General features: G+C 44.6%; 9 protein-coding genes and 5 pseudogenes. 12 read left to right on the plus strand and 2 right to left on the minus strand.

Annotated elements, in window-relative coordinates; translation table 11 throughout:
• The coding region (locus BFF42_RS00300; protein WP_000567737.1) for a transposase at positions 1 to 287 on the minus strand (287 nt) is incomplete at its 3' end.
• Positions 288 to 464: 177 nt separating this feature from the next.
• Here BFF42_RS00300 and BFF42_RS00305 point away from each other — a divergent pair.
• The 8 genes and pseudogenes from BFF42_RS00305 to BFF42_RS00340 all read left to right on the plus strand — a co-directional run.
• Positions 465 to 800 (plus strand): annotated as a pseudogene (locus BFF42_RS00305) (autotransporter outer membrane beta-barrel domain-containing protein); the annotation flags it as partial.
• Positions 778 to 1320: pseudogene (gene hipA / locus BFF42_RS00310) on the plus strand (type II toxin-antitoxin system serine/threonine protein kinase toxin HipA); the annotation flags it as partial. The pseudogenes BFF42_RS00305 and hipA, both read left to right, overlap by 23 nt.
• Positions 1321 to 1579: 259 nt before the next feature.
• Positions 1580 to 1672: pseudogene (locus BFF42_RS27450) on the plus strand (AraC family transcriptional regulator); the annotation flags it as partial.
• A gap of 3 nt (positions 1673 to 1675) precedes the next feature.
• Positions 1676 to 1855, plus strand: a pseudogene (locus BFF42_RS00320) (fimbrial protein); the annotation flags it as partial.
• 333 nt (positions 1856 to 2188) lie between these two features.
• On the plus strand, positions 2189 to 4468 hold the full coding sequence (gene ydeP / locus BFF42_RS00325) for an acid resistance putative oxidoreductase YdeP (protein ID WP_000726687.1): 2280 nt from the start codon (positions 2189 to 2191) through the stop codon (positions 4466 to 4468).
• Positions 4469 to 4715: 247 nt separating this feature from the next.
• A complete protein-coding gene (gene safA, locus BFF42_RS00330; protein WP_000543389.1) occupies positions 4716 to 4913 on the plus strand; it encodes a two-component system connector SafA in 198 nt (65 codons plus the stop codon).
• A 74-nt stretch (positions 4914 to 4987) separates the two neighbouring features.
• Positions 4988 to 5749, plus strand: coding sequence for an acid stress response transcriptional regulator YdeO (gene ydeO / locus BFF42_RS00335; protein WP_000060493.1), 762 nt, complete (start codon positions 4988 to 4990; stop codon positions 5747 to 5749).
• 13 nt (positions 5750 to 5762) lie between these two features.
• Positions 5763 to 6398, plus strand: a pseudogene (locus tag BFF42_RS00340) (SPASM domain-containing protein); the annotation flags it as partial.
• Here BFF42_RS00340 and BFF42_RS00345 read toward each other — a convergent pair.
• On the minus strand, positions 6364 to 6486 hold the full coding sequence (locus tag BFF42_RS00345) for a protein YneP (protein WP_120795387.1): 123 nt from the start codon (positions 6484 to 6486) through the stop codon (positions 6364 to 6366). The pseudogene BFF42_RS00340 and the gene BFF42_RS00345 overlap by 35 nt on opposite strands.
• 202 nt (positions 6487 to 6688) lie before the next feature.
• Here BFF42_RS00345 and BFF42_RS00350 point away from each other — a divergent pair, with 202 nt between their 5' ends.
• From BFF42_RS00350 to BFF42_RS00365, 4 genes are all read left to right on the plus strand, one after another.
• Positions 6689 to 8374 carry an ABC transporter ATP-binding protein/permease gene (locus tag BFF42_RS00350; protein ID WP_000628530.1) on the plus strand — a complete coding sequence of 562 codons (1686 nt, stop codon included), beginning with the start codon at positions 6689 to 6691 and terminating at the stop codon, positions 8372 to 8374.
• Between the two features lie 37 nt (positions 8375 to 8411).
• Complete coding sequence (locus BFF42_RS00355) at positions 8412 to 10784, plus strand: TonB-dependent receptor plug domain-containing protein (protein WP_000832424.1); 2373 nt, start codon at positions 8412 to 8414, stop codon at positions 10782 to 10784.
• Between the two features lie 56 nt (positions 10785 to 10840).
• Positions 10841 to 13624: a M16 family metallopeptidase gene (locus BFF42_RS00360; RefSeq protein ID WP_012421276.1), complete on the plus strand. Its 2784-nt coding sequence runs from the start codon at positions 10841 to 10843 to the stop codon at positions 13622 to 13624.
• Positions 13625 to 13985: 361 nt separating this feature from the next.
• Positions 13986 to 14327: pyridoxal-dependent decarboxylase (locus BFF42_RS00365; RefSeq protein ID WP_001690852.1), on the plus strand; the 342-nt coding region annotated here is incomplete at its 3' end.

Below are 14327 nucleotides of genomic sequence, written 5' to 3' on the forward strand. Positions count from 1 at the left end.
AGTTCATTTTCCATCGTTTTCTTGCCGAGCAGGCGCTGGAGTTCTTTAATCTGCTTCATGGCGGCAGCAAGTTCAGAGGCAGGAACAACCTGTTCTCCGGCGGCCACAGCAGTAAGACTTCCTTCCTGGTATTGCTTACGCCAGAGAAATAACTGGCTGGCTGCTACACCATGTTGCCGGGCAACGAGGGAGACCGTCATCCCCGGTTCAAAGCTCTGCTGAACAATTGCGATCTTTTCCTGTGTGGTACGCCGTCTGCGTTTCTCCGGCCCTAAGACATCAATCATCTGTACTCCAATGACTAGTCTAAAAACTAGTATTAAGACTATCACTTATTTAAGTGATACTGGTTGTCTGGAGATTCAGGGGGCCAGTCTAGTCAGCGAAAAGCTCCTGACTCAAACGTGACTGGCGAACTGCGCAATAGCATAAGCGGGAAGGGTATCGTGAGCGCAACCGCCAGGACAGATGTAGAGCTGGATGGCGATAATAGCCGCTTTGGGGTGAAAACCTACCTGAACAGCCATCACCAGCGTGACGATGGTAAACAGCGTGAGTTCCAGCCTTACATTGAAGCGAATTGGATCAACAACAGCAAAGTCTACGCCGTGAAGATGAATGGTCAAACCGTAGGCCGTGAAGGTGCGCGTAATCTCGGTGAAGTACGTACCGGGGTTGAGGCGAAAGTAAATAACAACCTTAGCCTGTGGGGGAATGTCGGTGTGCAACTAGGTGATAAAGGCTATAGCGATACTCAGGGCATGCTGGGAGTGAAATTTACCTTCATCTGTGAAATATGAATCAGATGGAGGCCCAGGCATCGCGCGGATCATGGCGTTTTTGATGGGGTCCAGCGAGGCGCTTCGCGATCGTTATGATTTTATGAAATTCCAGGTCTTCCAGTGGTTGATTGGCGCAACGGATGGCCATGCAAAAAACTTCTCCGTATTTATTCAGGCTGGCGGCAGTTATCGACTCACGCCATTTTACGACATCATTTCAGCATTTCCGGTCCTTGGCGGTACGGGAATACACATCAGCGATCTCAAACTGGCAATGGGGCTTAACGCATCCAAAGGCAAAAAAATGGCAATCGATAAAATTTATCCGCGACATTTTTTGGCGACAGCAACGGTGCTGAGATTCCCGGAAGTGCAGATGCATGAAATCCTAAGTGACTTTGCCAGAATGATTCCGGCAGCACTGGATAACGTGAAGACTTCATTACCGACAGATTTTCCGGAGAACGTGGTGACGGCAGTTGAAACCAATGTGTTGAGGTTGCATGGACGGTTAAGCCGAGAATACGGTAGTAAGTGAGATATGGGGTTTGGTCATTGTTAATGAGCAACCATGACCGCCAACGACTGGATTCTCCCTTGGTTTATGTTGGTGCGCATAATGTATATTATGTTAAATCATATCTGAGTGATGCGAAGTGCTTTTCTGGTAGTCGTTATTCGTTCAGGGTTCCAGAACTTAAGCCTCTCCTCTTTCATAATTGGCCTGTGCATGACGGATATAGGCTGGCTGGTATGCAGATTTGCCGTTTGCCGCATCTTCCCAGCGTTGAAGACTCAAGCTGGCAAACCGCGTGCAAATGAGCACGCCCTCTTTCCATCAACACTTCAGGCAGCTTGCGGGAATGAGTCCACTACGGTATCAGAAATGGGAAGTGGGTGTCTCTCTGATGCGTAATGGAAAAATACTGGCTACGGGAGAAAATGTCTCCCTGGGGACAGTAAATAAAAGCAAAGTATCTCTGGGTTTAAGCGCAACCTATGGACAAACAGGAAACAAGGTTGCAGCCGGAACCGTCCAGTCAGTCATTGGTGTCACTTTTATCTATGAATAATTGTGATTTTGATCTTAGTCTATGCGCTCCATTCACGAAAATTGCGCGGATAATTATTTTGTGAAGGCTATTATCCTACACCTGTAAGAAAATCCGCGCACAATTGAAGCCAGAGTCTTATTTTTTATATTGAAAAATATGTTAATTTAAACACTATGAGAGATGATGCTTAACTTATCGTATTTAATCTATTGTTTAACGATAATAGATTAAAAATAGAAAGAGAGTAGTCCCCTACTCTTATATATCCATGTTGGCGATAATCCCTTTGTATGTACTGTGCATCATCGCTATTACAAATCCTAATAATTCATTTCCACACAGGATAAGTAGATGAAGAAAAAAATTGAATCCTACCAGGGTGCTGCAGGTGGTTGGGGTGCTGTTAAATCCGTAGCGAATGCAGTACGTAAGCAGATGGATATACGCCAGGATGTTATTGCCATGTTTGACATGAATAAGCCAGAGGGCTTTGACTGTCCGGGTTGTGCATGGCCAGATCCTAAGCACAGTGCGTCATTCGACATTTGTGAAAACGGCGCAAAAGCAATCGCCTGGGAAGTCACGGATAAGCAGGTAAATGCCTCTTTCTTTGCTGAGAATACGGTTCAATCATTACTTACCTGGGGAGATCACGAGCTTGAGGCTGCGGGACGTCTCACTCAGCCTTTGAAATATGATGCCGTCAGCGACTGTTACAAGCCATTAAGCTGGCAACAAGCTTTCGACGAAATTGGCGCACGCCTTCAAAGCTATAGTGATCCCAATCAGGTTGAATTCTATACTTCGGGCCGCACTTCCAATGAAGCTGCCTTTCTTTATCAGCTTTTTGCCCGTGAATACGGGAGCAATAACTTTCCCGACTGCTCCAACATGTGCCATGAACCGACCAGTGTGGGTTTGGCAGCGAGTATCGGCGTGGGTAAAGGGACTGTGTTGCTGGAAGACTTTGAGAAGTGCGATTTAGTCATTTGCATTGGGCATAACCCTGGTACAAACCACCCCCGCATGCTGACTTCGTTGCGCGCTTTAGTGAAACGGGGAGCGAAAATGATCGCCATCAATCCTCTACAGGAACGTGGCCTGGAGCGATTTACCGCACCGCAAAACCCGTTTGAAATGCTGACGAACTCTGAGACTCAGTTGGCCAGTGCGTACTACAACGTGCGCATTGGTGGCGATATGGCGTTGCTCAAGGGGATGATGCGCCTGTTAATTGAGCGCGATGATGCTGCAAGTGCCGCAGGTCGGCCCTCATTGCTTGATGACGAATTTATTCAAACGCATACCGTCGGCTTTGACGAGCTACGCCGTGACGTTCTCAATTCCGAGTGGAAAGATATCGAACGTATTTCTGGACTAAGTCAGACACAAATCGCCGAACTGGCTGACGCATATGCCGCTGCCGATCGCACCATTATCTGTTACGGAATGGGGATCACTCAGCACGAACATGGTACCCAGAATGTACAGCAACTGGTCAATCTGTTGTTGATGAAAGGTAACATTGGCAAGCCTGGTGCGGGTATCTGCCCACTACGAGGTCACTCTAATGTACAGGGCGACCGAACCGTCGGTATCACCGAGAAACCGTCTGCAGAGTTTCTGGCTCGCCTGGGTGAGCGCTATGGCTTCACCCCACCTCATGCACCTGGACATGCTGCAATTGCCAGCATGCAAGCAATATGCACGGGGCAGGCTCGAGCATTGATCTGCATGGGGGGCAACTTTGCACTGGCAATGCCAGATCGGGAAGCGAGCGCTGTACCGTTAACGCAATTAGATTTGGCGGTACACGTAGCCACTAAGCTTAACCGCTCTCATCTGCTGACCGCACGGCATAGCTATATTCTGCCGGTTCTGGGGCGTAGCGAGATTGACATGCAAAAAAGCGGTGCGCAGGCGGTAACCGTTGAGGATTCAATGTCGATGATTCATGCCTCGCGTGGCGTGTTAAAACCCGCCGGTGTAATGCTGAAATCAGAGTGTGCAGTGGTCGCGGGAATCGCGCAGGCAGCACTACCCCAGAGCGTGGTAGCCTGGGAGTATCTGGTGGAAGATTATGATCGCATTCGCAATGACATTGAAGCTGTGTTACCAGAGTTCGCCGACTATAACCAGCGCATCCGACATCCTGGAGGTTTTCACCTGATAAATGCAGCTGCTGAAAGGCGCTGGATGACGCCGTCAGGTAAGGCTAATTTCATTACCAGCAAAGGGCTGTTAGAAGATCCCTCTTCAGCGTTTAACAGTAAGCTGGTCATGGCGACAGTACGCAGCCACGATCAGTACAACACGACGATTTATGGTATGGATGATCGCTATCGAGGGGTATTCGGTCAACGAGATGTGGTCTTTATGAGTGCTAAACAAGCTAAAATTTGCCGTGTAAAAAACGGCGAAAGAGTTAATCTTATTGCGCTTACGCCAGACGGTAAGCGCAGCTCACGCCGCATGGATAGATTAAAAGTGGTCATTTACCCTATGGCTGACCGCTCACTGGTGACCTATTTTCCAGAATCGAATCACATGCTAACTCTTGATAACCACGATCCATTAAGTGGCATTCCTGGTTATAAAAGTATTCCGGTTGAATTAGAACCATCAAATTAATTCGCCTCCTCATTTCTTCTGCTGTCATCCGCACAGCAGAAGAATTTCTCATTGACTATTATCGCGCAATTTGCTCACATTGATCAAATTAAACCACACACTATAAGATATAAACCTCTGCCTACAGCTGTAAGAAACTCCGCTCAGTACTGAAGTGCCAGTCCTATTTCCTCTTTTCTCCAGCCTGTTATATTAAGCATACTGATTAACGATTTTTAACGTTATCCGCTAAATAAACATATTTGAAATGCATGCGACCACAGTGAAAAACAAAATCACGCAAAGAGACAACTATAAAGAAATCATGTCTGTAATTGTGGTTGTCTTATTACTGACCCTTACGTTGATAGCCATTTTTTCGGCAATTGATCAGCTGGGTATTTCAGAAATGGGTCGCATTGCAAGAGATCTTACACATTTCATTATCAATAGTTTGCAAGACTGAAAATAAACAGCAAATTATAAATATGAAATGTTAAAAAAGTATCGATAAAAACTTTATTGTTTTAAGGAGATAAAATGTCGCTCGTTTGTTCTGTTATATTTATTCATCATGCCTTCAACGCTAACATTTTAGATAAAGATTACGCCTTCTCTGACGGCGAGATCCTGATGGTAGATAACGCTGTTCGTACGCATTTTGAACCTTATGAGCGGCATTTTAAAGAGATCGGATTTACTGAAAATACCATTAAAAAATATCTACAATGCACTAACATCCAGACAGTGACGGTGCCTGTTCCTGCGAAGTTTTTACGTGCTTCAAATGTACCGACTGGATTGCTTAATGAAATGATTGCTTATCTCAACTCGGAAGAACGCAATCATCATAATTTTTCAGAACTTTTGCTTTTTTCTTGCCTGTCTATTTTTGCCGCATGCAAAGGTTTCATTACACTATTAACTAACGGTGTGCTATCCGTTTCCGGAAAAGTGAGAAATATTGTCAACATGAAGCTGGCGCACCCATGGAAGCTGAAAGATATTTGTGACTGCCTGTACATCAGTGAAAGCCTGTTGAAGAAAAAACTAAAGCAAGAGCAAACGACATTCTCACAGATTCTATTAGATGCCAGAATGCAGCACGCAAAAAATTTGATACGCGTAGAAGGTTCAGTCAATAAAATTGCCGAACAATGTGGTTATGCCAGTACTTCTTATTTTATTTATGCGTTCCGCAAACATTTCGGCAACAGTCCGAAGAGAGTTTCTAAGGAGTACCGTTGTCAAAGTCACACGGGTATGAATACGGGCAACACGATGAGTGCTTTAGCTATTTGATTATTTGCTAACTTTAAAATCTATCGGCAGTAAACATATGCAATTTATCGAATTGCTCGAAACCGGGACGCCGAATATTGATTTCAGTGGTCATAGTGAGAACACATTCCGTATCATTGATTTTTCTGTGCCTCCCACGGCTTATGGCAAGTTTATGTCAACCATTTTTATGCAATGGGTTAAAAACGATGTGGGTGAAATTTTCATTCGTCAGTTTGAAAGCTTTGTCAGCCGTTTTTTGGGGAATGGGCATACAAGTTGTATTTTCCAGGAGTCCTGCAAGGATAATCTGGTTGTTGAAAGTAATGGAGACATTTACGAATGCGACCATTTTGTCTATCCACAGTACAAAATTGGAAACATTAATAAATCTGAACTCAAAACGATGAACAGTGTACAACTGACAGCGCAAAAAAAACGGATTTCAGCGAAATGTCAGCAATGTGCATATAAACCTATCTGCAATGGCGGTTGTCCTAAGCATCGTATTACTAAAGTAAACAATGAGACTGTTTCTTATTTTTGCGAAGGTTATAAAATCCTTTTTTCAACCATGGTACCTTATATGAACGCCATGGTTGAGTTAGCTAAGAACAGAGTACCGCTTTACCACATTATGGATGTTGCAAAACAAATGGAGAATAATTAATAACGCTCTCTTTTAACTCCATTCTTAGCCTCCTTCTTATGACCTTAACAAGGCACCCGACATAAATTCCTGTCGGGTGTTTCGTCATCATCATCTTCCCTTGCGAAAATCCTGGCTTACGTGGTATGCGTCAGGGCATTAGCAATACCCTTGATTATCAATAGCATAACCATAACCACTGAAAATTAAAAATTTCTATATATTTCATATTGTTAAATGATACTTAAATAAATTTCATCAGTAAATCATTGCCATAGATAATCATTGGATGGCACAATCAATTTTCGCTAATGATAACCATTCCCATTACGTTTTGTATGTTGATAGCAAAGTATCTCTGTCTGCTGAAGCCCTTTTGGCTGCGTAAGAATAATAAAACTTCAGTGTTGTTAATCATTATTATCCTCGCAATGATCCTTGGCGTGGTTAAAATTCAGGTCTGGTTAAACGACTGGAATAATGATTTTTTCAATGCGCTAAGCCAGAAAGAAACCGATAAGCTTTGGCAGCTTGTTCTTTGGTTCCCTGCCCTGCTGGGGATCTTTGTATTAATATCCGCAAACAAAACATGGTTAATTAAACTACTGACTATTCGCTGGCGCGAATGGTTAACAGATTACTACCTTAATCGCTGGTTTGCAGATAAAAACTACTACTTCACGCAGATCTACGGCGAGCATAAAAATACAGATAACCCTGACCAACGTATCGCTGAAGACATTCTCTTACTGATCAGCAAAACGCTCAGTCTTTCATTTGGCTTCATCCAGTCACTTAGCATGCTGATCACCTTTACCGTTATTCTTTGGCAAAGCGCGGGTACGCTCTCATTCACTGTTGGTGGAACAGAATGGAATATCCAGGGGTATATGGTCTATACCGTCGTGCTCATTGTGATCGGTGGAACTTTATTTACCCATAAGGTTGGTAAGCGTATTCGTCCGCTTAATGTGGAAAAACAACGTAGCGAAGCGACATTTCGAACTAATCTTGTGCAGCATAATAAGCAGGCAGAACTGATTGCTCTAAGCAATGCTGAGTCTCTACAACGCCAGGAGTTGCGCGACAATTTTCATACCATTAAAGAGAACTGGCATCGTTTAATGAATCGTCAGCGGTGGCTTGATTACTGGCAAAATATTTATTCGCGCTCGCTTAGCGTTCTTCCCTACTTTCTGTTATTGCCGCAGTTTATTAGCGGGCAGATCAATCTGGGCGGACTGATGAAATCGCGCCAGGCATTTATGCTAGTATCGAACAATTTAAGCTGGTTTATTTATAAATATGACGAACTTGCTGAACTGGCTGCGGTTATCGATCGCTTGTATGAGTTCCATCAACTCACTGAACAGCGCCCTACGAATAAGCCTAAAAATTGCCAACATGCGGTACAAGTGGCTAATGCGAGTATTCGTACGCCTGATAATAAGATCATATTAGAGAACTTGAACTTTCATGTTTCGCCAGGCAAATGGCTATTACTGAAAGGCTACTCTGGTGCGGGAAAAACCACACTGCTTAAAACATTATCCCACTGCTGGCCGTGGTTTAAAGGTGATATTTTTTCTCCTGCTGACAGTTGGTATGTGTCACAAACACCGTTAATCAAAACCGGCTTACTGAAAGAGATTATTTGTAAAGCACTTCCCCTGCCCGTAGACGATAAATCGTTGAGCGAAGTACTGCATCAGGTTGGTCTTGGGAAATTGGCTGCGCGTATTCATGACCACGATCGCTGGGGAGATATTCTTTCCAGCGGCGAAAAACAACGTATCGCCCTGGCACGATTAATTTTACGACGTCCGAAATGGATATTTCTTGACGAAACTACCTCTCATCTTGAGGAACAAGAGGCTATCCGCTTACTGCGTTTAGTGCGTGAAAAACTATCCACAAGCGGCGTCATTATGGTTACACATCAACCCGGTGTCTGGAACCTGGCCGATGATATTTGTGACATTAGCGCGGTTTTATAAAAACAATAAAAGCCCTGCTGTACGGAGATATAAATAAATGAAGCGAGTTCTTATTCCTGGCGTCATTTTATGTGGCGCTGATGTGGCGCAGGCCGTCGATGACAAAAACATGTACATGCATTTTTTTGAAGAGATGACGGTCTATGCTCCTGTCCCTGTACCCGTAAACGGCAACACGCATTACACCAGTGAAAGCATCGAGCGTTTACCGACCGGGAATGGCAATATCAGCGATCTGCTGAGAACCAACCCTGCGGTACGCATGGATTCAACGCAAAGTACCTCGTTGAACCAGGGAGATATTCGCCCTGAGAAAATCTCTATTCACGGTGCGTCGCCCTACCAGAATGCCTATTTGATTGACGGTATTAGTGCAACTAATAACCTGAACCCAGCGAATGAGTCCGATGCCAGTAGTGCAACCAATATTAGCGGGATGTCACAGGGGTATTATCTTGATGTCAGCTTACTGGACAATGTGACGCTTTATGACAGTTTTGTGCCGGTTGAATTTGGTCGCTTCAATGGCGGGGTAATTGATGCAAAGATCAAACGCTTCAACGCTGATGATAGCAAGGTGAAATTGGGTTATCGCACTACGCGTTCGGACTGGTTAACATCGCATATCGATGAGAATAACAAGAGCGCATTTAATCAAGGTTCTTCAGGAAGTACTTATTTCTCTCCAGATTTTAAAAAGAACTTTTATACCTTGTCGTTTAATCAGGAGCTGGCTGATAACTTTGGCGTTACCGCCGGTTTATCGCGCCGCCAGTCTGATATCACCCGCGCGGATTATGTTTCGAATGACGGCATTGTCGCCGGTCGGGCACAGTATAAAAACGTTATCGATACTGCATTGAGCAAATTTACCTGGTTTGCCAGCGACCGCTTTACCCACGATTTAACCTTAAAATATACCGGCTCCAGCCGTGATTATAATACCAGCACCTTCCCGCAGTCTGATCGCGAAATGGGTAATAAATCCTATGGTCTTGCATGGGATATGGATACGCAACTCGCATGGGCCAAACTACGTACCACCGTTGGTTGGGATCATATTAGTGATTATACCCGTCACGATCATGACATCTGGTACACCGAACTTTCATGTACATATGGTGATATTACAGGGCGTTGTACCCGTGGCGGATTAGGACACATTTCCCAGGCTGTAGATAATTACACCTTCAAAACACGCCTGGACTGGCAAAAATTCGCCGTGGGTGATGTTTCGCATCAACCCTACTCCGGCGCGGAATACATCTATTCCGATGCATGGACTGAACGCCATAACCAGTCTGAATCCTATGTGATTAATGCTGCAGGAAAGAAAACTAACCATACCATTTACCATAAAGGTAAAGGCAGCCTAGGAATTGACAACTACACGCTGTATATGGCGGATCACATTAGCTGGCGGAATGTGTCGTTAATGCCCGGTGTGCGTTATGACTATGACAACTATCTGTCAAACCACAATATCTCCCCGCGCTTTATGACGGAATGGGATATTTTTGCTGATCAAACCTCAATGATTACCGCCGGTTATAACCGTTACTATGGCGGGAATATTCTTGATATGGGATTACGTGATATCCGCAATAGCTGGACGGAATCGGTATCAGGTAATAAAACCCTGACGCGTTATCAGAATTTGAAAACGCCTTATAACGATGAACTGGCAATGGGATTGCAGCAAAAAATCGGTAAGAACGTTATTGCACGCGCAAACTATGTTTACCGTGCAGCGCATGATCAAATCAGCAAAAGCAGTCGTACCGACAGCGCGACTAAAACCACCATTACTGAATATAACAACGATGGCAAAACCAAAACGCATTCGTTTAACCTCAGTTTTGAACTGGCCGAACCCCTGCATATCCGCCAGGTAGATATTAACCCGCAAATTGTCTTTAGCTATATCAAGAGCAAGGGCAACTTGTCGTTAAACAATGGTTATGAGGAGAGCAATACCGGTGATAACCAGGTGGTTTATAACGGTAATCTGGTCTCTTACGATAGCGTTCCAGTGGCAGATTTTAATAACCCATTAAAGATCTCCTTAAACATGGATTTCACGCATCAACCGAGCGGGTTAGTGTGGGCGAATACGCTGGCCTGGCAAGAAGCGCGTAAAGCTCGCATTATCCTTGGTAAGACAAATGCGCAATACATCAGCGAATATTCAGATTACAAGCAGTATGTTGACGAAAAACTGGATAGCAGCCTGACCTGGGACACCCGCTTGTCCTGGACGCCACAATTTCTGAAACAACAAAACCTGACGATCAGTGCCGATATTCTCAATGTACTGGATAGCAAAACCGCTGTTGATACAACGAATACCGGTGTGGCGACCTACGCCAGTGGCCGTACTTTCTGGCTTGATGTCAGCATGAAATTTTAATAGTTCGGATTTTACTTAACCGGATAAATTCGCCCGGTTTTCGCATGGAGATAATTATGAGAAACCTCTGTTTCTTACTGACGTTAGTGGCAACTCTGTTGCTCCCCGGGCGGCTGATTGCCGCCGCCTTACCGCAGGATGAAAAGTTAATTACCGGGCAACTGGACAATGGCTTGCGATATATGATTTATCCGCATGCTCAACCAAAGGATCAGGTAAATTTATGGCTGCAAATTCATACCGGTTCATTGCAGGAAGAAGACAATGAGCGCGGCGTGGCTCATTTTGTAGAACATATGATGTTTAACGGCACAAAAACATGGCCGGGTAATAAAGTCATCGAAACATTTGAGTCAATGGGCCTGCGTTTTGGTCGCGATGTTAATGCCTATACCAGCTATGACGAAACGGTGTATCAGGTGAGTTTGCCGACTACGCAGAAACAAAATCTGCAACAAGTGATGGCAATCTTCAGTGAATGGAGTAATGCCGCAACCTTTGAAAAACTCGAAGTAGACGCTGAACGTGGCGTAATTACTGAGGAATGGCGTGCCCATCAGGATGCGAAATGGCGCACCTCTCAGGCGCGCCGCCCTTTCCTGCTGGCTAATACCCGTAATTTAGACCGTGAACCTATCGGCCTGATGGATACTGTCGCCACGGTCACACCGGCACAATTGCGCCAATTTTATCAACGCTGGTATCAACCAAATAATATGACCTTTATCGTGGTCGGCGATATCGACAGTAAAGAAGCGCTGGCGCTGATAAAGGATAATTTAAGTAAGCTTCCGGCTAACAAAGCAGCTGAAAATCGCGTCTGGCCGACAAAAGCCGAAAACCACCTGCGCTTTAATATCATTAATGATAAAGAAAACCGGGTGAACGGCATCGCACTCTATTATCGCCTGCCAATGGTACAAGTGAACGATGAGCAAAGCTTTATCGAACAAGCTGAATGGAGCATGTTAGTTCAGCTGTTCAGTCAACGTCTGCAGGAACGCATACAGTCGGGCGAGTTGAAGACTATTTCTGGCGGCACTGCGCGCAGCGTTAAAATTGCACCCGATTATCAGTCGCTGTTTTTCCGTGTAAATGCACGAGACGATAATATGCAGGATGCTGCGAATGCATTAATGTCAGAGTTGGCAACCATTGATCAGCATGGTTTTTCTGCTGAAGAACTCGATGATGTCAAATCTACCCGCCTCACCTGGCTGAAAAATGCGGTTGATCAGCAAGCTGAACGTGATTTACGTATGCTGACCAGTCGCCTGGCATCCAGCTCATTAAATAATACGCCGTTCTTGTCGCCGGAAGAGACATATCAACTTTCGAAACGTCTGTGGCAGCAAATTACCGTGCAAAGTCTGGCGGAAAAATGGCAGCAGTTAAGAAAGAACCAGGACGCATTTTGGGAGCAAATGGTAAACAATGAGCTTGCCGCCAAAAAAGCATTGTCTCCTGCGGCTATCCTGGCGCTGGAAAAAGAGTACGCCAACAAAAAGCTGGCGGCTTACATCTTCCCAGGCAGAAATTTATCGTTAACAGTAGACGCTGACCCACAGGCGGAAATTAGCAGCAAAGAAACGCTGGCTGAGAATCTGACATCATTAACACTTTCCAATGGTGCCAGGGTTATTCTGGCAAAATCCGCGGGTGAAGAGCAAAAGCTACAAATTACTGCCGTATCGAATAAAGGCGATTTAAGTTTCCCTGCGCAGCAAAAATCACTTATCGCGCTGGCAAATAAAGCAGTAAGCGGAAGCGGCGTTGGTGAGCTCTCCTCTTCCAGCCTGAAACGCTGGAGTGCGGAAAATTCGGTAACCATGAGCAGTAAAGTCAGTGGCATGAATACGTTGCTCTCCGTTAGCGCGCGGACTAATAACCCTGAACCTGGTTTTCAGTTGATTAACCAGCGAATCACCCACAGCACGATTAACGACAATATTTGGGCATCGCTACAAAATGCTCAAATTCAGGCGTTGAAAACGCTCGACCAGCGTCCAGCGGAGAAATTCGCCCAGCAGATGTATGAGACGCGCTATGCTGATGACCGCACGAAATTACTGCAAGAAAATCAGATTGTACAGTTTACTGCCGCAGATGCGCTGGCTGCCGATCGCCAGTTGTTTTCATCTCCAGCGGATATCACGTTTGTCATTGTCGGTAATGTCTCAGAAGACAAACTCGTGGCGTTAATTACGCGTTACTTAGGATCAATCAAACACTCTGATTCGCCATTAGCCGCAGGTAAACCATTAACTCGCGCGACGGACAACGCATCGGTTACTGTAAAAGAACAAAATGAACCTGTGGCACAGGTTTCACAGTGGAAGCGTTATGATTCCCGGACACCTGTTAATCTGGCGACGCGTATGGCGCTCGATGCTTTTAACGTCGCACTGGCAAAAGATCTACGTGTTAATATTCGTGAACAGGCATCTGGAGCATACAGCGTTTCTTCTCGCCTCTCGGTTGATCCTCAGGCCAAAGATATCAGTCATTTGCTGGCTTTTACTTGTCAACCAGAACGACATGATGAACTGTTAACGTTAGCGAATGAAGTGATGGTTAAGCGTCTGGCTAAAGGGATCAGTGAGCAAGAACTGAATGAATACCAGCAAAACGTTCAGCGCAGCCTCGATATCCAACAGCGTAGCGTTCAACAATTAGCGAACACTATTGTAAATAGTCTTATTCAATATGACGATCCTGCAGCATGGACTGAGCAGGAGCAATTGTTGAAACAAATGACGGTAGAGAATGTTAACACTGCCGTTAAACAATATCTTTCTCATCCGGTAAATACTTATACCGGAGTATTATTGCCAAAATAATAACAGCCCCGTCAACACATCGTTGGCGGGGATTTTAGCAATATTCGCTATTTTTATGTAATAATTTTATAAATGCGTTCAAAATAATAATCAAGTACTAATAGTGATATTTTAAGGTCTGATTTTTACGTGATAATTCAGGAGACACAGAATGCGCATAAAAATAACAGCATAAAACACCTTACCACCACCCAAGAATTTCATATTGTATTGTTTTTCAATGAAAAAACATTATTCGCGTAATATCTCACGATAAATAACATTAGGATTTTGTTATTTAAACACGAGTCCTTTTCACTTGCTTACTTTATCGATAAATCCTACTTTTTTAATGCGATCCAATCATTTTAAGGAGTTTAAAATGGATAAGAAGCAAGTAACGGATTTAAGGTCGGAACTACTCGATTCACGTTTTGGTGCGAAGTCTATTTCCACTATCGCAGAATCAAAACGTTTTCCGCTGCACGAAATGCGCGACGATGTCGCATTCCAGATTATCAATGACGAATTATATCTTGATGGCAACGCTCGTCAGAACCTGGCCACTTTCTGCCAGACCTGGGACGACGAAAATGTCCACAAATTGATGGATTTATCCATTAACAAAAACTGGATCGACAAAGAAGAATATCCGCAATCCGCAGCCATCGACCTGCGTTGCGTAAATATGGTTGCCGATCTGTGGCATGCGCCTGCGCCGAAA

It is taken from the genome of Shigella sp. FC1661, from assembly GCF_001712525.1.
GTDB classification, from domain to species: domain Bacteria; phylum Pseudomonadota; class Gammaproteobacteria; order Enterobacterales; family Enterobacteriaceae; genus Escherichia; species Escherichia coli.

What these genes read in the sequence shown, in the direction of transcription:
- ydeP (WP_000726687.1), top strand. Translation starts at nt 2,189, where the DNA reads ATGAAGAAAAAAATTGAATCCTACCAGGGTGCTGCAGGTGGTTGGGGT.
- safA (WP_000543389.1), top strand. Translation starts at nt 4,716, where the DNA reads ATGCATGCGACCACAGTGAAAAACAAAATCACGCAAAGAGACAACTAT.
- ydeO (WP_000060493.1), top strand. Translation starts at nt 4,988, where the DNA reads ATGTCGCTCGTTTGTTCTGTTATATTTATTCATCATGCCTTCAACGCT.
- BFF42_RS00345 (WP_120795387.1), bottom strand. Translation starts at nt 6,486, where the DNA reads ATGACGAAACACCCGACAGGAATTTATGTCGGGTGCCTTGTTAAGGTC.
- BFF42_RS00350 (WP_000628530.1), top strand. Translation starts at nt 6,689, where the DNA reads ATGATAACCATTCCCATTACGTTTTGTATGTTGATAGCAAAGTATCTC.
- BFF42_RS00355 (WP_000832424.1), top strand. Translation starts at nt 8,412, where the DNA reads ATGAAGCGAGTTCTTATTCCTGGCGTCATTTTATGTGGCGCTGATGTG.
- BFF42_RS00360 (WP_012421276.1), top strand. Translation starts at nt 10,841, where the DNA reads ATGAGAAACCTCTGTTTCTTACTGACGTTAGTGGCAACTCTGTTGCTC.